Here is a 21,825-nt window from a genome sequence, read left to right as displayed (position 1 = left end):
CGACCGCGCACCGCGGGCCAACCCGACGCCCGCACCCGCACCCGCACCCAAAACTCGGCCTCACCCCCGGCAGTTCGGAAGAGAGCGTGCGGGCCTTCCCGCGCCCCGCGTCACCCCTCCACCCGGATCCCCACCTCCGCCGCCAACACCGGTGCCAAATCCAGCAGTTGTGACGGGCTGATCACCGCTCCGGCCAGCCGGTCGATCCCGCGGGCGATCTCCAGGACCGCGGCGCCGCGCAGGTCCACGTCCTTGAGGGTCGCCGCCGTGAGGTCCGCGCCCTTGAGTGTGCAGTCCACGAACTCCACGCGCTCCAGCCGCGCGCCGCCGAAGTCCGGTTCCACCAGGACACAGCTCTCGAAGACGACGTCCTTGAGGACGGCCGTACGCAGGTTCAGATAGTCGATCTTGCCGCCACGGATCACGACGCGCTCCAGGGCCGCGCCGTGCAGCTGCACTCCGCCCAGGCGGGCGTCGATCAGCTCGACGTCGCGCAGGGTCGACTCCGCCAGGTCGGTGCCCACGCCGCGTATGCCGGTGAGGACGGAGTCGAGGAAGCGGGCGTGGTGGAGATGGGTCTCGTCCAGCGCACAGCTTTTCAGCGCACAGTCCATGAAACGGGCCCCCGCCCCGTCCTGCCCCGCGAAGTCCACCTCCAGGAACTCCAGCCCGTCGTAATCCCCGTCCGGCTCCAGTTCCCCTCCCCCGTGCGGCTCCAGCGGTGGCAGCCGCACTTCCGGCCGCCGCGCCCCCTTCACCCGCGAGCCGCCCGCACCACCGGCACCACCGGACCCGCTCGCCCCAGCTGTCGCTCTCCTCGCCATGCCCCCATCCTGCACCCCACCACTGACAATCCCCCTGACCTGCACAGACAGCCCCCATGTCACATTCCGGTGCCCTCAATCAGTCATACCGACGACGGACCCACCCCCGAGCAGAGGGAGACCCCAGCCATGCACCGCATCACCGTCATCGGCGGCGGCCTCGCCGGGCTGACCGCGGCGATCTCCGCCGCCGAGGCGGGCGCCAAGGTCACCGTGCACGAGGCCCATCACACGCTCGGCGGCCGGGCCCGGACCGCCGAAGGGCCGTACCGCACGAACGACGGTCCGCACGCTCTCTACAAGGGCGGCCCGCACTGGTCCTGGCTCCAGCAGCGCGACCTCATCGGACCGCTCGCACCGCTCCCCCCTCTGGAGGCGGCCCGGCTGCGGCTGAGGCACAAGGGCGTACTGCGCCGCACCCCTCCCTTCGCGATGCTCAAGCTGCTGCGCCGCAGTGCCCAACAGGCACCGGTCGACGTGGACTTCCTGTCCTGGGCCACCGAGCAGGCCGGTGAGGAGGGCGCCCGCGCCGCCGCCCACTACTCCGCCGTCGCCCTGTTCCATCACGACCCGGGCGCCCTGTCCGCCGCGTTCGTGCAGGAACGGCTGCGGCGTGCCACCAAGCTGCCGCCCGAGGCGCACTACCCGCGCGGCGGCTGGGCCGGCGTCGTCGACCGGATGGCCGCCCGCGCCTGGAACCTGGGCGTCCGGATGGAGACCCTGTCCCGCGTCGACACGCTGCCCACCGACACCCCGGTCGTCGTCGCCACCTCCCTCGACGCGGCCCGCCGGCTCCTCGGCGACGACTCGCTGACCTGGCCGAGCGGCCGTACGACACTCCTCGACCTCGCCCTGCGCACCCGGCGGGGTGACGCCTTCGCCGTCTCCGACCTCGACTCCCCCGGCTGGATCGAACGGTTCACCGCCCAGGACCGCACCCTGGCACCCGCGGGCGAGCAGCTCCTCCAGGGGCAGATCCCGATCGCCCCGCACGAGACCAGGGCGGACGGGGTCGCGCGCGCGGAGCAGCTCCTCGATCTCGCCTTCGACGGCTGGCGCGAACGCGTCACCTGGCGGCGCGAGTCCGTCGCGAACGGCCGTACGGGAGCCGTCGACCTGCCCGGCACGAACTGGCGCGACCGGCCGGCCGTCGACCGGGGCGACGGCGTCTATCTCGCGGGCGACCAGGTCGCGGCGCCCGGGGTGCTCTCGGAGGTCTCCTTCAACAGCGCGCTCACCGCCGTGTCGCTGGCACTCGGCCGGAACGCCCTTGACCTCAAGCATGCTTGAGGTCGGAGGGTGGGTGTCCTGCCGACAGAGCCCCTGCCTACAGAGGGAGTCCCTCCATGCACGCCATCCGCCTGCACACCTTCGGCCCCGCCGAGAACCTCACCTACGAGCAGACCGACGACCCGGCGCCGGCCCCCGGCCAGGTCCGTATCGCCGTACGGGCGGCCGGTATCCACCTCCTGGACACCGCCCTGCGCGAGGGGCAGCAGGGACCGCTGCCCCGTCCGGCCACGCTGCCCACCATCCCCGGCCGGGAGGTCGCCGGAGTCGTCGAGTCCCTCGGTGACGGCGTCGCCGAGCTGTGGCTCGGCAAGCGCGTGACCGCCCACCTCGGCTTCGCACTGGGGGTCCCCCCAGGCTCTTCAAGCACTGGGGGAGGGTACGCCGAACTCGCCGTCACCGAGGTCGACCGCGTCCACGAGATCCCCGAAAACCTCGACTTCGCCCAGGCCGTAGCCATGATCGGCACGGGCCGCACGGCGATGGGAATCCTGCAGTTCGCCGACCTCGGCCCGGACTCGGTGGCCGTGATCCCGGCGGCCGCCGGAGGCATCGGCACACTGCTCGTGCAGTACGCGAAGAACGCCGGAGCGAGTGTCGTCGGCCTCGCGGGCGGACCGTCGAAAACGGCACAGGTGCATGCCAACGGCGCAGACCTCGCCGTCGACTACAAGGACTCCGCGTGGCCCGGGAAGGTCCGCGCCTTCCTCGGCGGCCGGCCCGCCACCGTGGTCTTCGACGGCGTGGGCGGAGAGATCGCCCGCGAATGCGTCGCCCTTCTCGGCCCCCAGGGCCGGCACATCGTCTTCGGCTGGTCCGGCGAGGGGATCCACGACGGACAGCCCTACCTCGTCGAAGGTGTCTCCGAGCAGGTCCTCGGGCCCGTCATGGCGCAGAAGGCCGGCGGACCCAACCCCATCCGCACCCTCGAACTCCGCGCCCTCGCCGAAGCCGCCGCGGGCCGTCTCACCCCCGCCGTACAGCGCTTCCCGCTCGCCGAGGCGGCCGCCGCACACCGAGCCCTGGAGACCCGCGGAACGACCGGAAAGGTGGTCCTCGAGCCATGAGCCCCCCGCCTCAAGAAGGTCAGTGCCGCCCCGCGATCCGGTCCGCCCACCGCGCCAGCCGGGACGACTCGGCGCGGTGGCCGGCGAGCTCCCGCCGGTCCGCCGTGCGGTACGTGGCGTACATGGCCTGCACGCCCAGCCAGCGCAGCGGCTCCGGCTCCCACCTGCGCACCTTGTGGCCGACCCACGGCAGTTCGGTGAGCTCGGTCCGGCCGCCCTGCCCGGAGTCCTGCTGGACCAGGTCGCGCAGGGTCCGGGCGGCCAGGTTGGCGGTGGCGACACCCGAGCCGACGTAGCCGCCCGCCCAGCCGATGCCCGTCGAACGGTCCAGCGTCACCGACGCGCACCAGTCGCGCGGCACGCCGAGCACCCCCGACCAGGCGTGCGCGATCCGCGTCCCGGCCAGCATCGGGAAGAACCCCACGAGAATCTCCCGCAGCGCCTCGACCGTCGCCGCCTGCGTCCGCCCGTCGTTGTCGGTGCGCGAACCGAAGCGGTACGGCACCCCGCGCCCGCCCAGCGCGATCCGCCCGTCGGCGGTGCGCTGCGCGTACATGTAGGCGTGCGCCATGTCGCCCAGCGTCTGAAGCCCCTCCCAGCCGATCGCCGCCCACTGCTCGCCGGTCAGCGGCTCGGTGGCGATCATCGAGGAGTTCATGGGCAGCCAGGTCCGCTTCTGGCCCTTCAGAGCGGCGGTGAAGCCCTCGGTGCAGCGCAGGACATAGGGCGCGCGGACGGTGCCGTACGGCGTCACCGCGTGCTTGGGCCGGATCTCCGTCACCGGCGTCTGCTCGTGGACCGTCACGCCCAGCGCCTCGACGGCCGCCGCGAGCCCCTTCACCAGCTTCACCGGGTGCACCCGCGCCCCGTGCGGCGTCCACGACGACCCGACCGCGTCCGCGACCCGGATCCGCTCGGCCGTCTCCCGGGCGCCGTACAGCTCCCGGTCCTTCTCGCCGTACGCCAGCTCGTGCTCGTGGAACGCCCTCAGCCGCGCCAACTGCGCGGGGGTACGCGCGACTTCGAGGACGCCTCCCTTGTGGAGCCCGGCGTCGAAGCCCTCCTCGCCGACGGCCCGGACGACCTCGTCGACGGTGTCGTTCATGGCCTTCTGCAGACGTACGGCGGCCTCGTGACCGTGCAGTTTCGCGTACCGGTCGCGGCCCGCGATGCCGTTGTAGAGCCAGCCGCCGTTGCGCCCGGAGGCGCCGTAGCCGCAGAACTTCTGCTCCAGGACCGTGATCCGCAGGAAGGGCACGGCCTTCTTCAGGTAATACGCCGTCCACAGTCCCGTGTACCCGCCGCCGACGATCACCACGTCCGCCGACGCGTCACCGCCGAGCGGCTCCCGCGCCTGGGGGAAGCCGTCGTCCGCGTACCAGAAGGAGATGCCGCCGTTCACGGCAGTGCTGCTCATGGCCTGGGACGTTAACCCGCCGGCGCGCTCGCTGTCTCCTTCGGATTCCGTGCTTTTTCCCGCCCCCCGACCAGCGGCCGGCACCCGAACCCGATCAGCACCGCGGTGAGGTGCCCGAGATCGGTGAAGGTCCGCCCGGTCACCAGCGGCACCCCGTACACGACGAGGACCGCGAACCCGTAGACGTACCGCCAAGGCGCCGGAATCCGGTACACGAGCACGGCGACCACCCCGGCCAGGGCGTAACTCACCCCGATGTCCAGCGTGTTGACCGCGGACGCGGGCGCCATCCCGTGCCGGATCCCCCACAGCAGCGCCCCCTCACTGATCACCGTGGCCAGTACGTGCGCCGCCGCGCACACCGCCAGCCAGCGCGCGGTCCCCAGCCAACGCTCCGCCGGCGCGTGGAAGACGGAATAGAGGACGACGTACGGCAGCCAGTGCCCGCCGTCGATCCACATCGCGCTGGCGACCAGCACCCGCACCGGATTGCTCGACAGCTCATGGATGTTGGTCGAGCGCTGCCGCAGGAACTCCTCCTCGAACTCCGGCGACATGTGGTGCAGCGCCACCGTCGTCACGAAGAGGACCGCCAGCCACACATAGGTGCCGGGGGCGCTGCGGACGTACGCCCACACCCTGTGGACACCCCGGTTAATTCGCATGAGGCGATTCACCCACGCCGGTAGGGTCCGGCACGTGATCGACATCCCGGAGGAACTGGCGGCGGCACAGGAGCTCTACAACGGCGACAAGGGCCGGGAGTTCATCGCCGGACTGCCGGCCCTGACCGAGGACTTCCTGGAGCGCTGGGAGCTCAGACCGGACGGCTCCCCGATGCACGGCGTCGCCGCGCTGGTCCTGCCCGTCGTCCGCCGGGCCGACGGCACCCCGGCCGTCCTCAAACTCCAGCTCCTCGACGAGGAGAGCGCCGGCGAACCCGTCGCCCTGCGCCTGTGGGACGGCGACGGCGCGGTCCGCCTCCTCGACCACGACCCGGTCACCCACACCATGCTCCTGGAGCGCCTCGACTCCGACCGCATGCTGTCCACCCTGCCCGGCACCCGTGACGCGGTCCTCGTCATCGCCGGTCTGCTCGCCCACCTGACCGCGGGGCCCGCCCCCGCCGGGATGCGCCGGCTCGGTGACATCGCGCAAGCCATGCTGGACCGGACCCCCGAGGCCCTCAAGCGCATCGCCGACCCCGAGGTCCGCCGTACCGTCGCCGACTGCGCGGCCGCCGTACGCGAGGTCGTGGACGAACCCGGCGACCGGCTCCTGCACTGGGACCTGCACGACGAGAACGTCCTCGCCTCCGAGCGCGCGCCCTGGCTCGCCATCGACCCCAAACCCCTCGCCGGCGACCCCGGGTTCGAACTCTGGCCCGCCCTCGACAACCGCTTCGACGCCGACGAGATCACCTGGCGCTTCGACGCCATGACCGACGTCCTCGGCCTGGACCGCGCACGCGCGCGTGCCTGGACCCTGGGACGGCTGCTCCAGAACAGCCTCTGGGACATCAAGGACGGCCGTCCCCTGGAACCCCGCCAACTCGAAATCGCCCACCGCCTGCGCACCCACCGGAGCCGACAGCCGTGATCCGTCCCGCCACCCCCGCCGACCTCCCCGCGATCCACGCCCTCATCCGCGAACTGGCCGAATACGAAAGGGCGCTGGAGGAGGCGAAGGCGACCGAGAAGCAACTCCAGGAAGCCCTTTTCGGCCCCCGCCCCGCGGCCTACGCCCACGTGGCGACCGACGACTCGACCGGCGCGGTGATCGGCTACGCGATCTGGTTCCTCAACTTCTCCACCTGGCGCGGAGTCCACGGCATCTACCTGGAGGACCTCTACGTCCGCCCCACGGCCCGCGGCGGCGGCCACGGCAAGGCCCTGCTCACCGAACTCGCCCGCATCTGCGTCGAGCGCGGCTACCAGCGCCTCGAATGGTCCGTCCTGAACTGGAACACCCCCGCGATCGACTTCTACAAGGCCCTCGGCGCCCACCCCCAGGACGAATGGACGGTGTACCGCCTGACCGACGAGTCCCTCGCAAAGGCGTCCCGCGCATCGTGAGCACGCCCGCCTTCATCCCCGGTCTCGAACTCTCCCGCCGCTTCTACGCCGAGGCGGTGGGCCCCTTGCTGGAGGAGGCCGCCCCCGGCATTCCACACTCCGCCGCGCGCATCGGCCCCGGCTCCGAAGTCCTCGGCTACGACACCCCACGCTCCGCCGACCACGAATGGGGCCCGCGCCTCCAGATCTTCCTGCGCGCCCAGGACCTCTCGCGCCACGCGGGCCGTATCGGACACGTCCTCTCCGAGCGCCTCCCGAAGACCTTCCACGGCTGGCCCACTCACTTCGCACCCACCGGCGAGACCCGCGACATCCGCGTCATGCGCGCCACCGACGGTCCCGTCCACCACCGCGTCGAGGTCACCCACGTCTCCTCCTGGTTCACCGACACGCTCGGCTTCGACCCGACCTGCGCGATCACACCCGCCCACTGGCTCGGCACCCCCACCCAACGCCTCGCCGAGGTCACCGCCGGAGCCGTCTTCCACGACGGCCTGCACGCCCTCGCCCCCGCCCGCGCCGCCCTGCGCTGGTACCCCCACGACCTGTGGCTCCATGTCCTGGCCCGCCAGTGGCAGCGCATCTCCCACGAGGAGGCCTTCGTCGGCCGCTGCGGCGAGGTCGGCGACGAACTCGGCTCGGCCGTCGTCGCCGCCCGCCTGACCCGCCACATGATGCGCCTGTGCCTCCTCATGGACCGCCGCTCCCGCCGTACGGCAAATGGCTCGGCAGCGCCTTCGCCCGCACCGCTGTCGGCGACCGCCTCACGCCGGTCCTCAGGGCTGCCCTCGCGGCCACCGACTGGCACGACCGCGAGCACCATCTCGCCGCCGCCTACGAAACGGTCGCCGACCTGCACAACCAGCTCGGCCTCACCGACCGGATCGACCCGACGACGAGGCCGTACCACTCACGCCCCTTCCGCGTCCTGCGCGCGGACCGGTTTGCGCAGGCCCTGACGGCCCGTGTCGCCGACCGGTCGATCCGGGAACTGCCGCTGCCGCAACCGTAGGGAGCCCATGCGCGGGTTTCACCAGCTGAGTCCAGCCGCCACCGGCCGGTGGTCGCTGCCCGTGGCCGGCAGCACCCAGGAGCTTTCCGGCTCCACACCGCGCACCAGGATCTGGTCGATCCGCGCCACCGGGAACCTCGCCGGCCAGGTGAAGCCGAAACCGTCCCCGGCAGCGTCCTGGACCGAGTGCAGCCGCGAGGTCAGGTCGGCGAGCGCGCGGTCGTCCGTGGTGCCGTTCAGGTCGCCGAGCAGCACCACCCGCCCGTTCGGCTCGGCGGCGACGGCCTTGGCGAGCGCCTTCGCGTTACGGTCCCGGCTCTCCGTCCAGAACCCGCCCCTGGGCATCACGCGTACGGACCCCAGATGGGCCACGTACACCGCCAGGGGACCCCGGTCCGTGGCCACCGTGGCGCGCAGCGCCCGGTTCTCGGGCAACTTCGCGGCGGCCGACTTGGCGTCCCCCAGCGGCCCTACGTCCATCTCCGTGTCCACCGGCCGGGTGTCCGACAGCGGCAGCTTGCTCCACAGCCCGACCGTGCCGAGCACCGTGTGGTACGGATACGCCTTCGCCAGAGCCTTCTCGTACACCGGCCTCGCCTGCGGGGTGATCTCCTCCAGACCCAGCACGTCCGCCCCGGAGGCGACCAGGTCGCGGGGCGGTCCCGACCGGGTCGGGGTTGTCGGCACCGACATTGTGGCCGGCCACCACGAGGTCACCGCCCGAGTGGGACCTGTCGCCGAGCAGCCCGCCGAAGAGACTCAGCCACACCGTGACCGGCAGCAGCAGCGCGACCACCGCGGAGGCGGAACGGCGCCACAGCGCCCCGGCCAGCAGCACCGGCACGAACAGACCGAACCACGGCAGGAAGGTCTCCACCAGACTGCCGAGACCCCCGTAGTCCGTGATCTCCGCGTGCAGCAGCATGAGCAGGCCGAGGAGCAGCGCCAGCGCCGCGAGCACCGGACCGCGCTTCCAGGGGCCCGGCCGGGAGCAGGCCCGGAACACCCGACGGATGCCGGCCCGCCGGACACCGGAGCCACTCTGTGGGAACGGGTGAGTCCGGCGGGTCGCTGTCCGTGCCGAGGGCGGGGTTCGCGTCATGCCACCAGTCAAAGCAGCACGCTGTTGCCCGCACGTATGCGGTTTTCGATACGCCCGCAATATGCGCCCCCTCGTAGCATCGAAGGCATGCGTGTGTTGATCGTCGAGGACGAGCTCTACATGGCAGAAGCCATCCGCGATGGCCTACGCCTGGAAGCGATCGCCGCCGACATCGCGGGCGACGGCGACACCGCACTGGAGCTGCTGAGCATCAACACCTACGACATCGCCGTCCTCGACCGGGACATCCCCGGACCCTCCGGTGACGAGATCGCCAAACGCATCATCGCCTCCGGCAGCGGCATGCCGATCCTCATGCTCACCGCGGCCGACCGCCTCGACGACAAGGCCACCGGCTTCGAACTCGGCGCCGACGACTACCTCACCAAACCCTTCGAACTCCAGGAACTCGTGCTCCGGCTCCGCGCACTCGACCGCAGGCGCGCCCACAGCAGACCGCCCGTGCGGGAGATCGCGGGTCTGCGTCTGGACCCGTTCCGCAGAGAGGTCTACCGGGACGGCCGCTACGTCGCGCTGACCCGGAAGCAGTTCGCCGTCCTCGAGGTCCTCGTCGGCGCCGAAGGCGGGGTCGTCAGCGCCGAGGAACTCCTGGAACGCGCATGGGACGCGAACGCCGACCCGTTCACCAACGCCGTACGCATCACCGTCTCGGCCCTGCGCAAGCGTCTGGGCGAACCCTGGATCATCGCCACCGTGGCCGGCGTCGGCTACCGCATCGACACACAGCCGGGGGCCCAACCCGAGGGAGGAGACCGTGGATAGAGCGCCCGGTCTGAGTGTCCGCCTCAAGCTCACCCTCAGCTACGCCGGCTTCCTCATGCTCGCGGGCCTCCTGGCCATCGCCACCGTGGGGGTGTTCCTCCTGCGAAAGGGCGAGTTGGGATTCAACGAACGAGGGGCGGTGCAAGCGACTCCGGGCACCATGTTCCTGAAGGGTTTCGCCCCGACGGCAGCCGGAGCAATGGCGCTCCTGCTGGTGTTCGGTCTCCTGGGAGGATGGATCCTCGCCGGCCGGATGCTCGCCCCCCTGAACCGCATCACGGACGCCACCCGCACGGCCACCACCGGATCCCTCTCCCACCGGATCCGGCTCCCGGGCCGCAAGGACGAGTTCCGCGAACTCGCCGACGCCTTCGACACAATGCTCGCGCGACTCGAAGCGCACGTCGCCGAACAGCGGAGATTCGCGGCCAACGCCTCGCACGAGTTGCGCACCCCGCTGGCGGTCTCGAAGGCACTCCTCGACGTGGCCCGCACCGATCCGAACCGCGACACCGGCGAACTCATCGACCGCCTCCACACCGTCAACACCCGGGCGATCGACCTCACCGAAGCGCTGCTCCTGGCCAGCCGCGCCGAGCAGCGGTCGTTCACCCGGGAACGCGTCGACCTGTCCCTCCTGGCCGAAGAAGCCACCGAAACCCTTCTCCCCCTCGCGGAAAAGCACGGCGTCACCCTCGAAACCAGCGGCGAGATCACCGCCACGACCGGATCACAGGCGCTTCTGCTGCAACTGACCACGAACCTCGTGCACAACGCGATCGTCCACAACCTGCCCGACCAGGGCACCGTGTGGGTCACCACCGAAGTCCGCCCCGGGACGGTGGCGCTCACCGTCGAGAACACCGGCGAGCAACTCGCCCCGGAACTGATCTCGACCCTCACCGAACCCTTCCAGCGCGGCACCGAACGCATCCACACCGACCACGCAGGCGTCGGCCTCGGCCTGGCCATCGCCAAGACCATCACCCACGCCCACGACGGAACCCTGACCCTGACCCCGCGCCCGGCCGGCGGACTACGGATCAGCGTGGAGCTGCCGGTGACGGATCCGCCCCCAACGCAAAAGCCCAGGTCAGAACTGATCTGACCTGGGCTTTCGTTGAGCCGCCTGTCGGAATCGAACCGACGACCTTCGGGTTACAAAGCCGGCGCTCTACCAACTGAGCTAAGGCGGCAGCGCGCACTGCAATGCCGTACGCGAAGGCGGCTCCACTGTACACAGCGCCCGTTTCCTCTAGCCACGAAGTTCCGCACTCCACACGCTCCCAAAACCGTGCGTAACCATCCGTGCACCCGTTCGTTGATCGAGCTGACGTGCTGTTCCGAAGATCGGATCGTCAGGGAGGGGTCATGGGGGAGACAGAGACCGAGCGCGTCAAACGCGAGGTCCTCGGCATCGGCGAGCGCCGGAAGCACCACACACGCAAGGCGACTCCGTTGAAGTCCCACGCCAAGGCGCCCGACACGCATCACCGCCTCTATCGGTTCCGCTTCTATCCGACCGAGGAGCAAGCCCAGCAGTTGGAGCGGACGTTCGGAGCGTGTCGGTGGGTCTACAACGAGGGGCTGGCGCTGCGTTCGGGTACCTGGGAACGGCACCGGGTGAATGTGGGGTTCGCGGAGACCTGTCGGGCGTTGACCGGCTGGAAGCGGAAGGAGGAGACGGCGTGGTTGAAGGATGTGTCGTCGACGGTGCTTCAGCAGTCGCTGCGTCATCTGGATCAGGCGTACGGCCGTTTCTTCAAGGGTGAGGCCAGGTATCCGAGGCGGAAGAAGAAGGGTCGTTCGCGGGATACGGCGACGTATGTGCGTACGGGGTTCAAGTGGGTGGAGGATCCCGGGCGGCCGGGGACTGGGCTGATCACGTTGGCCAAGCAATCGGTGCCGTTGGACGTCCGGTGGTCGCGGTCGTTGCCTGTCGGAGAGGTTCCGGTTCGATTGTCGGTCACGCGGGATCGGGCCGGCCGGTACTTCGTGTCCGTGCTGGTGGAGGAGCGGATGGCTCCGCTCCCTGTGGTGTTCGTGCCGGGGACGCGGGAGCCGAAGGCAGCGGGGGTGGATGTCGGGCTGGCGTCACTGGTGATCCTGGATGACGGGACGAAGTTCGATCATCCACGGCTGTTGAAGCGGTACGCGGAGAAGTTGGCGCGGTTGCAGCGGGAGCTGCACCGCAAGGTGCGGGGGTCGAAGAATCGGCAGAAGGTTCGGGAGAAGATCGCGCGGCTGTACGCCCTGATCAGTGACGTACGGAGGGACATGCTGAACCAGCTCACCACCCGCCTCGTGCGCGAGAACCAAGTGCTCGTGGTGGAAGACCTGTCGGTGGGGACCTTGATGTGTGCGGCGCGCGGCAAGGGGCGGCGGCGGAAGGCGAAGTTGAATCAGGCGATCGTCGATGCCTCGTGGGGCGAGTTGCTACGGCAGCTGCGCTACAAGTGCGAGTGGTACGGCCGGACGCTTGTGGTCGTGGACCGATTCTTTCCTTCGACGAGGCGGTGCTCCGCATGTCACGTCATAGGTCCGAAGATGGATGTCTCGGTTCGGCAGTGGACGTGTGCCGGGTGTGGGGCCCTGCACGATCGTGATGTGAACGCTGCCGTGAACCTCAGGGACGAGGGTTTGCGTTTGCTGGCCGCGTAGAGCGCGGCCGCTGAAGTACGGACCGACGGGCCGTCGGCCGGAATGCCTGTGGAGTCCCCGTAAGACCGGTCAGACGCAGCTCACCAGGGCTGTGTGTGGCCGGCTGTGGACGATGAAGCAGGAAGCCGAACAGCAAGGTCAAAAGTGCGTCGCTCTGCCCCATTCGAAAGTTTCCGCGAAGTTCACAGTCCTCCAGGTACTGACATACGCGTGAACGCCGGGTACCGTCCAAGCCAGTCCACTCGTGTGGACTACACCACCACCTTCCTACAACGGATCGTCCGGCACGTTCCTGCCGGTAGAAGGGGGCCTCTGAGCCATGGCCACTGTTTCGTTCGACAAGGCGACCCGCATTTACCCGGGTTCCACGAAGCCCGCCGTCGACGGTCTCGACATCCACATCGAGGACGGCGAGTTCCTCGTCCTGGTCGGCCCGTCCGGCTGTGGCAAGTCCACCTCGCTCCGCATGCTGGCGGGGCTCGAGGACGTCAACGGCGGCGCCATCCGCATCGGTGACCGCGACGTGACGCACCTGCCGCCGAAGGACCGGGACATCGCCATGGTGTTCCAGAACTACGCGCTCTACCCGCACATGACCGTCGCCGACAACATGGGCTTCGCGCTCAAGATCGCCGGCATCAACAAGGCGGAGATCCGGCAGAAGGTCGAGGAGGCCGCGAAGATCCTCGACCTCACCGAGTACCTCGACCGCAAGCCGAAGGCCCTCTCCGGCGGTCAGCGCCAGCGTGTCGCGATGGGCCGCGCCATCGTGCGTGAGCCGCAGGTCTTCCTCATGGACGAGCCGCTGTCCAACCTGGACGCCAAGCTCCGTGTGTCGACGCGTACGCAGATCGCCTCGCTCCAGCGCCGTCTCGGCATCACCACGGTCTACGTCACCCACGACCAGGTCGAGGCCATGACGATGGGCGACCGCGTGGCCGTACTCAAGGACGGTCTGCTCCAGCAGGTCGACTCCCCGCGCAACATGTACGACCGCCCGGCGAACCTCTTCGTCGCCGGCTTCATCGGCTCCCCGGCGATGAACCTGGTCGAGGTCCCGATCACCGACGGCGGTGTGAAGTTCGGCAACAGCGTGGTGCCCGTCAACCGCGAGGCTCTCAAGGCCGCCTCCGACAAGGGTGACACCACGGTGACCGTGGGTGTCCGCCCCGAGCACTTCGACATCGTCGAGCACAACGGCGCCGCCGCCTCGGCCCTCTCCAAGGACACCGAGGACGCCCCGGCCGGTCTCGCGGTCTCCGTGAACGTCGTCGAGGAGCTCGGCGCCGACGGCTACGTCTACGGCTCCGCCAAGGTCGACGGCGAACTGAAGGACCTGGTCGTCCGCGTGAGCGGCCGCGCGGTCCCGGAGAAGGGCGCCACGCTGCACGTCGTGCCGCGTCCGGGCGAGACCCACGTGTTCTCGACCTCCACGGGCGAGCGCCTCTCCGACTGAGGACGAGCAGCGCTGATTCACCCAGGTTGACGAAGAGGGCCCCGCAGACCATCTGCGGGGCCCTTCTCGCGTCCGGAGGGTGTCGACAAATACCCCGGCACACCGGTCATTTCGAGCAGTGTGCGTCAACGCCCTACCCAAAAATCGGCACCATCTCATCCCCCGAACCGGTGACTAAATGTCGCCAAATCATTACCGCACGCTACCCTCACACGCGTGAAGCACACCACTAACCAACAGACGCGACGCGGCCGGGGCCCCGCCCGCCGTATCGGCCGCTCCCTCGCCCTTGTCCTGCCCGTCGTCCTGGTGCTCTCCGGGACCCTCGCGGTCACCCGAGTCAACTGGTCGGGGGACCCCTCGAGCTCCTCGGTGCTCACCGCCGCGGACGCCTCGGTCTCGGACAGCAAGCCGCGCAGCGCGCCCCTCGCCCCGCAGGACGTCCTGCGCGAGCAGCTTCTGACCGAGCTCCAGGAGAAGGACCCGGGTACCGCCCTCACGCACCTTCAGGAGGCCGTGAACGACCGTCCGTCGCTCGCCAGGCACTGCGTGTCCATCGCGAAGGCCCTGGGCCGCGCGGCGGTCCGTGTGTACGGCCCCACGCGCGCGCAGTCGTACGCCCGCCCGGTCTGCGACACGTCCTTCGCGACGGGTGTGGCGGCCGCGCACAGCTGACTCCGTGAGAGGGGATACCGACCGAGGTCGGGGAAGGGGCGCGCCGTACAGTTCCGGTCATGACCGATCCGAACGCCGCGTCCCGTCCCACTCAGGCCGTGATCCTGGCCGGCGGCCAGGGTTCCCGGCTGCGTCCCTACACCGACGACCGGCCCAAGCCGATGGTCGAGATCCCCGGGACCGGGACTCCGATCATCGGCCATCAGCTTGTCTGGCTCGCCGAGGAGGGCGTGACGGACGTCGTGATCAGCTGTGGGCATCTCGCCGAGGTGCTGCAGGACTGGCTGAAGACGGCCGAGCTCCCGCTGCGTGTCCAGACCGTCATCGAGACGGAGCCGCTCGGGCGGGGTGGCGGTCTGAAGTACGCGGCCGCGCGTCTGCCGCACCCGGACCGGGCGTGGTACGCGACGAACGGTGACATCTGGACCCGTTTCTCGCTGCGCGACATGGCGGACTTCCACACCGAGCGCGACGCGGTCGCGACGCTCGCGCTGGCGCGGCCGCGGATTCCGTGGGGGGCGGTGCAGACCGACGGGTTCGGGCACATCACGGACTTCATCGAGGCGCCGCCGTCGACGTTCGAGATCAACGCGGGTGTGTACGTCTTCTCGCCGGCGTTCGCCGATCTGCTGCCGGAGCGGGGGGACCATGAGCGGACGACGTTCCCCACGCTCGCGCGTGAGCTGCGGCTGGCCGGGTTCCCGATCCCTCAGGGGGCGTACTGGCGGGCCATCGACACGGCGAAGGACCTGACCGAGGCGGCGAAGGAACTGGCAGCACTGGGTCGATAGAAGCGTCGTCGGCAGAGGCGTCGTCGACTGAGGCGGTCGTACGCCGAGAAGGTCCCGCACCTGCATGGGTGCGGGACCTTCTCGTGGGCCCATGTCTCTCAGCCGGCGGGGTTGCCCAGTACGTCGCCCACCGGCCCGCCTACCCCAACAGGCCGCCCACCAGGCCCGGTTCGCCGGAGGAGGAGCCTCCCGTGTCGGAGCCGCCTGTTGAACCGCCGGAGGTGCTGGTGCCTCCGGTCGGACCCGATGTGGTGCTGGGGGCCTGCTGGGCCGGGGAGGACTGCTGGGGTGTGGTCCGGCCCGTGGTGCCCTGGGTCTGGCTGGGCGAGCCGCCGATGGTGGCGCCGGTGTCGCGGGGGGCGTCGGGGGTGGCCGAGGTGCCGGCGGACGGGCCGCTGGTGGCGCCCTGGCTCGGTGAGGTGGACGCCGACGGGCTCTTCTTGCGGGGCTTGGCGGAGTCCTGCGGGAGCGGGGAGCCGGGCAGTTCGTTGCGCGGGGCCTCGCCGGGTCCGGGGACGATCACCCGGTCGGCGTCCCGGACGGCGCCGCCGAGGACGGAGCCGATCAGGAGGGTGAGGCCGGTGGCGATGGCCGTGATGAGGGCGCCGCGGCGCAGGACGTAGCGGCGCAGCTCCCAGATGTCGGAGAGGGGCCCGAGGCGGCGCCAGGCGCTGCCCGCGAGGCGGCCGTCGATGGAGTAGACGGGGGCGCCGGCGATGATCAGCGGGGACCAGGCGGCGAGGTAGATGATGTCGGGGGTGTCGTAGGCGGGGACGCTCTTCCAGCTGACGGTGACGAGGAGCGCGGCGGACAGGCCTGCGCCGACGACCGCGGCGACGCGCTGCCAGCAGCCCAGGATCGTCAGGACGCCCACGATGACCTGGAGGAAGGCGATGACGAGGCCGGAGCCGACGGGGTGCTGGAGGGCGAACTGGCGCAGTGGTTCGGCCACTTCCCACGGATGCAGGGTGTTGAGCCACTTGACCATGGAGCCGCGTTTGCCGCCGTCGAAGTAGACGGGGTCGCAGAGCTTGCCCATGCCGGCGTAGATGGAGATGAAGCCGAGGAAGATCCGGAGCGGGAGGAGGACGACGCCCAGGTTCATCCGGCGGCCCGGGTAGTACGCGTGCCGCGCGGCTTCGTCACCCTGTCGCCTGGTGGCGCGGTCGTCGGGGGTCTCGTCGAAGCCGTCGTCGAAATCCTCGCCCTGGTAGGCGGGTTCGTCGTACGCGCTGCCGGCCGTGCGCATGTGGGGCAGGAGTCGGGTGCCGTCGCCGGTGCGTTGGGCGCCGACGACCGGGGTCGCCATGGTCTGGGCCAACTCGCCGCCGTATTCGGCCTGGTAGCCGTGGTCGACGTCGATGCGGGGGATGACCTGGGTGGCTCCGGCGTCGGCGGCGGGCGGTTCGGCATGGCCGACGCTGCCGCCTCGCACGGCCTGGAGCAGGCGGTGGGCGCCGGTGTCGTCGGGGGCGGACCTGCCGCTCCACACGACGGGCCGTCGGCGCCCCGCGGCGGGCGCGCCGACGGCCGGGATGCGTGCGGTGTCCTCGGTGGCGCTCAAGTGCCGTGCGATCCGCGGGGATTGTGCAGCACGCCGCGTCGAGGCGCCCAACTGGACGCGGAAACTGGCGTGGTTGACGATGATCTGCGCCGGATCGCTCGGCACCTTCACCATGCTCAGCGCGGGAGCGTCATCGAACCCGGTATCGAATCCCGACGAGCGGCCCCCCGTGGGTGTGCGGGGTGTTCTGGTGTCCACACTCATCTAACCGAGTGACGTGTGCTTAGGACACTGCTTTGACTCGCCGGATCTGTCCGGACCCCGTCAAGCTTGCCCCGTACGCCAGGAACACCCCATGTGGGGGACGGCGCCGAACGGCCGTTCAGGCCCGCCGGCGAGCCGCCTCGTACAGCACGATTCCCGCCGCCACACCGGCGTTCAGCGACTCGGCGCCGCCCGGCATCGGGATCCGCACCCGGTAGTCGCAGGTCTCGCCGACCAGGCGGGACAGGCCCTTGCCCTCGCTGCCGACCACGATGACGACGGGCCCGCCGAGGGCTGCCAGCTCACCGACCTCGTGCTCGCCGTCGGCGGCGAGGCCGACGACCGCGATGCCCTGCTTCTTGTACGCCTCCAGCGCGCGCGTCAGGTTGGTGCAGCGCGCGACAGGGGTGCGGGCGGCCGTACCGGCGGACGACTTCCACGCACCGGCGGTCATGCCGGCCGCGCGCCGTTCGGGCACGAGGACGCCGTGGCCGCCGAAGGCGGAGACGGAGCGTACGGCGGCACCGAGGTTGCGCGGGTCGGTCACGCCGTCGAGGGCCACGATCAGCGGATCCTGCCCCTCGTCGTAGGCGGCGCCCGCGAGGTCCTCGGGGTGGGCGTACTCGTACGGCGGGACCTGGAGGACCAGGCCCTGGTGGTTGAGCCCGTTGGTCATGCGGTCGAGCTCGGGGCGGGGGGCCTCCATGAGGTGGACGCCGCCCCGGTCGGCGACGAGCTGGAGTGCCTCGCGCACCCGCTCGTCGTTGTCGATGAACTGCTGGACGTAGAGCGTCACCGCGGGCACGCCCTCGCGCAGCGCCTCGACGACGGGGTTGCGGCCGACGACCATCTCCGAGGTGCCCTTGCCGCCCCGGCCGCGCGCCACGGGACGGCGTACCGCCTGCTTCGCCTTGGCGTTGGCGACACGGTTCTTCTTGTGGCCCTTGCGCATCTCGGCGGGCGGGGTCGGTCCCTTGCCCTCCAGGCCCCTGCGTCGCTGGCCGCCACTGCCGACCTGCGCGCCCTTCTTGCCGGACATGCGGCGGTTGTTGGCTGCCATGACCTACCTGTTCTACGTGAGGGTCTGCGTCGGTGAAGTGTTCGTACGTCTATGCAGTGTGCCGCCCGGAGGGCCGGGCGGCACAATCGATCAAGAAAAGGGGCTAGCGGGGACCCAGCGACCAGCGCGGTCCCTGCGGACCGTCCTCGATGGTCAGCCCCGACTGGCCGAGCTGGTCGCGGATGGCGTCCGCGGTGGCCCAGTCCTTGCGGGCGCGTGCCGCCTCCCGCTGGTCGAGGACCAGGCGTACGAGGCTGTCCACGACGCCGTGCAGATCGTCGCCGCGGTCGGACTCACCGGCCCAGTGCGGGTCGAGCGGGTCGAGGCCGAGGACGCCGAGCATGGCGCGCACCTCGGCGAGGCGGGCCACCGCGGCTTCCTTGTCGTCGGCCGCGAGGGCGCTGTTGCCCTGCCGGACGGTGGTGTGCACGATGGCGAGGGCCTGCGGCACGCCCAGGTCGTCGTCCATCGCCTCGGCGAACGCGGGCGGCACCTCGGCCGCGGGCTCCACGTGACCGGCCTTCTCGACCACCCGCTGCACGAAGCCCTCGATCCGCGCGAACGCCGACTCGGCCTCGCGCAGGGCGTCCTCGCTGTACTCGATCATCGAGCGGTAGTGCGGGGTGCCGAGGTAGTAGCGCAGCACGATCGGCCGCCACTGCTCGACCATCTCGGACACGAGCACCGAGTTGCCCAGCGACTTGGACATCTTGTCGCCGGCCATGGTGACCCAGGCGTTGTGCACCCAGTACTGCGCGAAGTCGTCGCCGAAGGCCTTGGCCTGGGCGATCTCGTTCTCGTGGTGCGGGAAGATCAGGTCGAGGCCGCCGCCGTGGATGTCGAAGGCGGTGCCCAGGTACTTGTGGGCCATCGCCGAGCACTCCAGGTGCCAGCCGGGGCGGCCGCGGCCCCACGGCGTGGGCCAGGTCGGCTCACCCGGCTTGGCGGACTTCCACATGGCGAAGTCACGCGGGTCCCGCTTGCCGGTCTCGCCGTCGCCGGACGGCTGGAGCAGGTTGTCCAGCTCCTGCCGCGACAGCTCCAGATAGCCCGGGAAGGAGCGCACGTCGAAGTAGACGTTGCCGTCGGACTCGTAGGCGTGGCCGCGCTCGATGAGGCCCTGCATCATCTCGACCATCTCGGTCACGTGCCCGGTGGCACGCGGCTCGTAGGTGGGCGGGAGGCAGCCGAGGGCGGCGTAGCCGTCGTTGAACGCGCGCTCGTTCTCGTACCCGATCGACCACCAGGGGCGCTTCTGCTCGGCCGCCTTGGCGATGATCTTGTCGTCGATGTCGGTGACGTTGCGGATGAACGTGACGTCGTAGCCGCGGTACTGGAACCAGCGGCGCATGATGTCGAAGTTCAGGTAGGAGCGGACGTGCCCGATGTGCGGGGCCGCCTGCACGGTGGCACCACACAGGTAGATCGAGACACAACCCGGCGTGAGCGGGGCGAAGTCACGGATCTGCCGGGCGCTGGTGTCGTACAGGCGAATAGTCACGGGACCTAGGGTAGTGGGCGGAACGGGATGCGTGGAGCAGTCCTTTTGTCACCCTTCCCTTACGACCAGGGCCGTCGCGACCGCCATCAGACCTTCGCCGCGCCCCGGGAAGCCGAGGCCGTCCGTGGTCGCCCCCGACACCGACACCGGGGCTCCCGCCGCCTCCGACAGGATTTTCTGCGCCTCGTCCCTGCGCTTGCCGATCTTCGGCCGCGGACCCACCACCTGTACGGCGATGTTGCCGATCCGGAAGCCCGCCGCCCGCACGATCCGGGCCGCCTCCGTCAACAGGGTGACGCCCGACGCACCCGACCACTCGGGACGGCCGGTACCGAAGTGCTGTCCCAGGTCGCCGAGGCCGGCCGCGGAGAAGAGCGCGTTGCACGCGGCGTGGGCGACGACGTCCGCGTCGGAGTGGCCGGCCAGGCCCGTGCCCTCGCCCTCCCACTTCAGGCCGGCGCACCACAGCTCGCGACCCTCCTCGAAGGCGTGGATGTCGGTGCCGATGCCGACCTGCGGCAACACGGACTCAGAAGCCATCGTTCAGCCTCCTGCGGGCCAGGACCGCCTCCGCGAGGACCAGGTCCAGCGGGCGGGTCACCTTGAAGGCCTCCTCGTGGCCGGGCACCACCACGACCGTGAGCCCCAGCTGCTCGACCATGCTCGCGTCGTCGGTGACGTTTTCGGTGACGCTCTCGTGGGCGCGGATCAGGGTCGCCCGGTCGAAGCCCTGCGGTGTCTGTACGGCACGCAGGCGCGCGCGGACCGGGGTCGCCACCACCGGCTCCGGCTCACCGGGAGCGGTCGCCGGCTCGACCTCCTTCACGGTGTCCGCGAGGGGCAGCGCCGGGACGACGGCGGGCGCGCCCTCCCGTACGGCCTCGATGACCGCGTCGACCGTGTCGACCGGGACGAGCGGGCGGGCCGCGTCATGGACCAGGACGATGCCGAAGTCGGGGGGCAGGGCGTCCAGGCCGAGCCTGACCGATTCCTGGCGGGAGTCACCGCCCGGGACGACGAGGAAGTCCGTCCGCTCGGGCAGCGCGTGGGCGTCGAGGAGCGACTTGACCTCGCCGGCGCCGTCGGGCGGGGCCACGACGACGACCAGGGAGACGGCACGGGACGCGGCCATCGCACGGACCGCGTGGATCAGCATGGGGGTGCCGTTCAGCGCGCGGAGTGCTTTGGGGGCGCCCGGACCGAGGCGTACGCCCCTTCCGGCGGCCGGAATCACCACCGCGGTGCGGGCTTCCGCACGTGCTTCCGCGGGCGAAGGGCGCGAAACGTCAGACATCGGTTCCTGTCAGGTTTGTGTGCTCGGCCAACGTGGGTACGGACACAGCGTGCCGGGCGCGACGCCTTGACCGGACCCTTCCGTGACACCGGTCGAGCCAGCTGCCCGGGCCCGGCACGCCAAGTATCGGGGGATCTTTCTCCGAGAGGAACACGCGCACGTCAATACGGGGCGTCGTAGGTCCGGCATCCGGAGACAGACATGCCGCAGCGCCCGGCGACAGCTGTTGCGTCATCGGGCACCGCGGCATTTCAGTGCGGCAATTCGGATTCAGTGTGTGCTGAGCTGAGCGGGCAAGGTGCCTGCACAGGGACCGCTCAGGACGCGAGAACCTCGTCGAGCAGCGCCTCGGCCTTGTCCTCGTTCGTGTTCTCCGCGAGGGCGAGTTCGCTCACCAGGATCTGCCGAGCCTTGGCGAGCATGCGCTTCTCACCTGCGGAGAGTCCGCGCTCGCGCTCACGACGCCACAGGTCGCGCACGACTTCCGCGACCTTGATGACATCGCCGGAGGCGAGCTTCTCCAGGTTTGCCTTGTATCGACGGGACCAGTTCGTGGGCTCCTCGGCGTACGGTGCGCGCAGCACCTCGAAGACCCGGTCCAGCCCATCCTGACCGACCACATCACGCACGCCGACGAACTCCGCATTGTCCGCTGGCACACGCACCGTCAGGTCACCCTGGGCGACCTTCAGAACCAAGTAGGTCTTGTCCACGCCTTTGATCTGGCGAGTTTCGATAGCCTCGATCAGCGCGGCCCCGTGATGGGGATAGACCACGGTGTCGCCAACCTTGAACGTCATGTGACAGGTACCCCTTCCGTGGCTATCCAGGGTAACACGGAAACTGCGGGTTCTGAATGGCGTTTTCGCAGGTCAGGGCATATCTCGGGGCTTGACAACAGCAACAGGAACGTGCTGCGCGGGCCGAGCGGAAGAAGGTATTCGCAGGTCGGAGCGGCTCTCCGGTCGAGGTGAAACGCGTACGTTACACACATCCGGAAGCCCTTCCGAACGGACTAACGTCCACAAATGTCCGGTTCCAGGTGTGCG

Annotated in this window: 19 protein-coding genes, 1 tRNA gene and 2 pseudogenes; 11 read left to right on the top strand and 11 right to left on the bottom strand. The window is 70.3% G+C overall.

Translation table 11 applies throughout. The annotated features are described in order from the left end of the window. Positions 1–110 precede the first annotated feature (110 nt). Positions 111–824, bottom strand: a complete 714-nt coding sequence (locus M2157_RS25810) for a pentapeptide repeat-containing protein (protein ID WP_280866325.1) — start codon at positions 822–824, stop codon at positions 111–113. A 129-nt stretch (positions 825–953) separates the two neighbouring features. Between M2157_RS25810 and M2157_RS25805 the strand changes: the two genes are divergently transcribed. Both M2157_RS25805 and M2157_RS25800 read left to right on the top strand, forming a co-directional pair. Continuing rightward, the gene (locus M2157_RS25805; protein WP_280866324.1) at positions 954–2,114 is read left to right on the top strand and encodes an NAD(P)-binding protein; all 1,161 of its coding nucleotides are present in this window, start codon (positions 954–956) and stop codon (positions 2,112–2,114) included. A 56-nt stretch (positions 2,115–2,170) separates the two neighbouring features. Further along, a complete protein-coding gene (locus tag M2157_RS25800) occupies positions 2,171–3,181 on the top strand; it encodes a zinc-binding dehydrogenase (RefSeq protein WP_280866323.1) in 1,011 nt (336 codons plus the stop codon). Between the two features lie 19 nt (positions 3,182–3,200). Here the strand turns inward: M2157_RS25800 and M2157_RS25795 are convergent, their stop codons facing one another. Further along, positions 3,201–4,598: an FAD-dependent oxidoreductase gene (locus M2157_RS25795; RefSeq protein ID WP_280866322.1), complete on the bottom strand. Its 1,398-nt coding sequence runs from the start codon at positions 4,596–4,598 to the stop codon at positions 3,201–3,203. A gap of 11 nt (positions 4,599–4,609) precedes the next feature. Further along, positions 4,610–5,263 carry a rhomboid-like protein gene (locus M2157_RS25790; RefSeq protein WP_280866321.1) on the bottom strand — a complete coding sequence of 218 codons (654 nt, stop codon included), beginning with the start codon at positions 5,261–5,263 and terminating at the stop codon, positions 4,610–4,612. Between the two features lie 34 nt (positions 5,264–5,297). Here M2157_RS25790 and M2157_RS25785 point away from each other — a divergent pair, with 34 nt between their 5' ends. The 3 genes and pseudogenes from M2157_RS25785 to M2157_RS25775 all read left to right on the top strand — a co-directional run bounded on the left by M2157_RS25785 (position 5,298) and on the right by M2157_RS25775 (position 7,685). Continuing rightward, positions 5,298–6,197, top strand: a complete 900-nt coding sequence (locus M2157_RS25785) for an aminoglycoside phosphotransferase family protein (RefSeq protein WP_280858486.1) — start codon at positions 5,298–5,300, stop codon at positions 6,195–6,197. Continuing rightward, positions 6,194–6,673, top strand: a complete 480-nt coding sequence (locus M2157_RS25780; RefSeq protein WP_280866320.1) for a GNAT family N-acetyltransferase — start codon at positions 6,194–6,196, stop codon at positions 6,671–6,673. Before M2157_RS25785 ends, M2157_RS25780 begins: the two co-directional genes overlap by 4 nt. Next, positions 6,670–7,685 (top strand): annotated as a pseudogene (locus M2157_RS25775) (DUF4037 domain-containing protein). Before M2157_RS25780 ends, M2157_RS25775 begins: the two are co-directional and overlap by 4 nt. Positions 7,686–7,703: 18 nt before the next feature. Here M2157_RS25775 and M2157_RS25770 read toward each other — a convergent pair. Then, positions 7,704–8,787, bottom strand: a pseudogene (locus M2157_RS25770) (endonuclease/exonuclease/phosphatase family protein). Positions 8,788–8,874: 87 nt separating this feature from the next. Between M2157_RS25770 and M2157_RS25765 the strand changes: the two are divergent. After that, positions 8,875–9,570 (top strand): response regulator transcription factor, encoded by a 696-nt coding sequence (locus M2157_RS25765; protein WP_280866319.1) that lies wholly within the window; start codon positions 8,875–8,877, stop codon positions 9,568–9,570. Next, positions 9,563–10,678, top strand: a complete 1,116-nt coding sequence (locus M2157_RS25760) for a HAMP domain-containing sensor histidine kinase (RefSeq protein WP_280866318.1) — start codon at positions 9,563–9,565, stop codon at positions 10,676–10,678. Before M2157_RS25765 ends, M2157_RS25760 begins: the two co-directional genes overlap by 8 nt. 15 nt (positions 10,679–10,693) lie before the next feature. On the opposite strand, the gene M2157_RS25755 is transcribed toward M2157_RS25760, so the two are convergent. Beyond that, positions 10,694–10,766, bottom strand: a tRNA-Thr gene (locus tag M2157_RS25755). 175 nt (positions 10,767–10,941) lie between these two features. Here M2157_RS25755 and M2157_RS25750 point away from each other — a divergent pair. From M2157_RS25750 to M2157_RS25735, 4 genes are all read left to right on the top strand, one after another. After that, positions 10,942–12,231, top strand: a complete 1,290-nt coding sequence (locus tag M2157_RS25750) for an RNA-guided endonuclease TnpB family protein (RefSeq protein WP_280866317.1) — start codon at positions 10,942–10,944, stop codon at positions 12,229–12,231. A 319-nt stretch (positions 12,232–12,550) separates the two neighbouring features. Continuing rightward, a complete protein-coding gene (ugpC, locus tag M2157_RS25745) occupies positions 12,551–13,687 on the top strand; it encodes a sn-glycerol-3-phosphate ABC transporter ATP-binding protein UgpC (protein WP_007382936.1) in 1,137 nt (378 codons plus the stop codon). Positions 13,688–13,903: 216 nt separating this feature from the next. Continuing rightward, a complete protein-coding gene (locus M2157_RS25740) occupies positions 13,904–14,362 on the top strand; it encodes a hypothetical protein (RefSeq protein WP_280858492.1) in 459 nt (152 codons plus the stop codon). A 59-nt stretch (positions 14,363–14,421) separates the two neighbouring features. After that, positions 14,422–15,153, top strand: coding sequence for a nucleotidyltransferase family protein (locus M2157_RS25735; protein WP_280866316.1), 732 nt, complete (start codon positions 14,422–14,424; stop codon positions 15,151–15,153). A 139-nt stretch (positions 15,154–15,292) separates the two neighbouring features. On the opposite strand, the gene M2157_RS25730 is transcribed toward M2157_RS25735, so the two are convergent. The 6 genes from M2157_RS25730 to M2157_RS25705 form a co-directional block, all read right to left on the bottom strand. Then, positions 15,293–16,921 carry a DoxX family protein gene (locus M2157_RS25730; protein WP_280866315.1) on the bottom strand — a complete coding sequence of 543 codons (1,629 nt, stop codon included), beginning with the start codon at positions 16,919–16,921 and terminating at the stop codon, positions 15,293–15,295. 118 nt (positions 16,922–17,039) lie between these two features. Then, positions 17,040–17,981 carry a 23S rRNA (guanosine(2251)-2'-O)-methyltransferase RlmB gene (gene rlmB / locus M2157_RS25725; protein ID WP_057608678.1) on the bottom strand — a complete coding sequence of 314 codons (942 nt, stop codon included), beginning with the start codon at positions 17,979–17,981 and terminating at the stop codon, positions 17,040–17,042. A gap of 103 nt (positions 17,982–18,084) precedes the next feature. Further along, on the bottom strand, positions 18,085–19,482 hold the full coding sequence (gene cysS, locus M2157_RS25720; protein ID WP_280858494.1) for a cysteine--tRNA ligase: 1,398 nt from the start codon (positions 19,480–19,482) through the stop codon (positions 18,085–18,087). A gap of 48 nt (positions 19,483–19,530) precedes the next feature. Further along, positions 19,531–20,022, bottom strand: a complete 492-nt coding sequence (ispF, locus tag M2157_RS25715; protein WP_057608680.1) for a 2-C-methyl-D-erythritol 2,4-cyclodiphosphate synthase — start codon at positions 20,020–20,022, stop codon at positions 19,531–19,533. Then, on the bottom strand, positions 20,012–20,776 hold the full coding sequence (gene ispD / locus M2157_RS25710; protein ID WP_280858495.1) for a 2-C-methyl-D-erythritol 4-phosphate cytidylyltransferase: 765 nt from the start codon (positions 20,774–20,776) through the stop codon (positions 20,012–20,014). The genes ispF and ispD overlap by 11 nt, the downstream gene beginning before the upstream one ends. A 317-nt stretch (positions 20,777–21,093) precedes the next feature. Next, entirely contained in the window at positions 21,094–21,576 is a 483-nt protein-coding gene (locus M2157_RS25705) for a CarD family transcriptional regulator (protein WP_003953493.1), read from the bottom strand. Positions 21,577–21,825 lie beyond the last annotated feature (249 nt).

The organism is Streptomyces sp. SAI-127, from assembly GCF_029894425.1.
In the GTDB taxonomy this organism is placed as follows: Bacteria; Actinomycetota; Actinomycetes; order Streptomycetales; family Streptomycetaceae; genus Streptomyces.
This window is presented reverse-complemented; position numbering and strand designations above follow the sequence as displayed.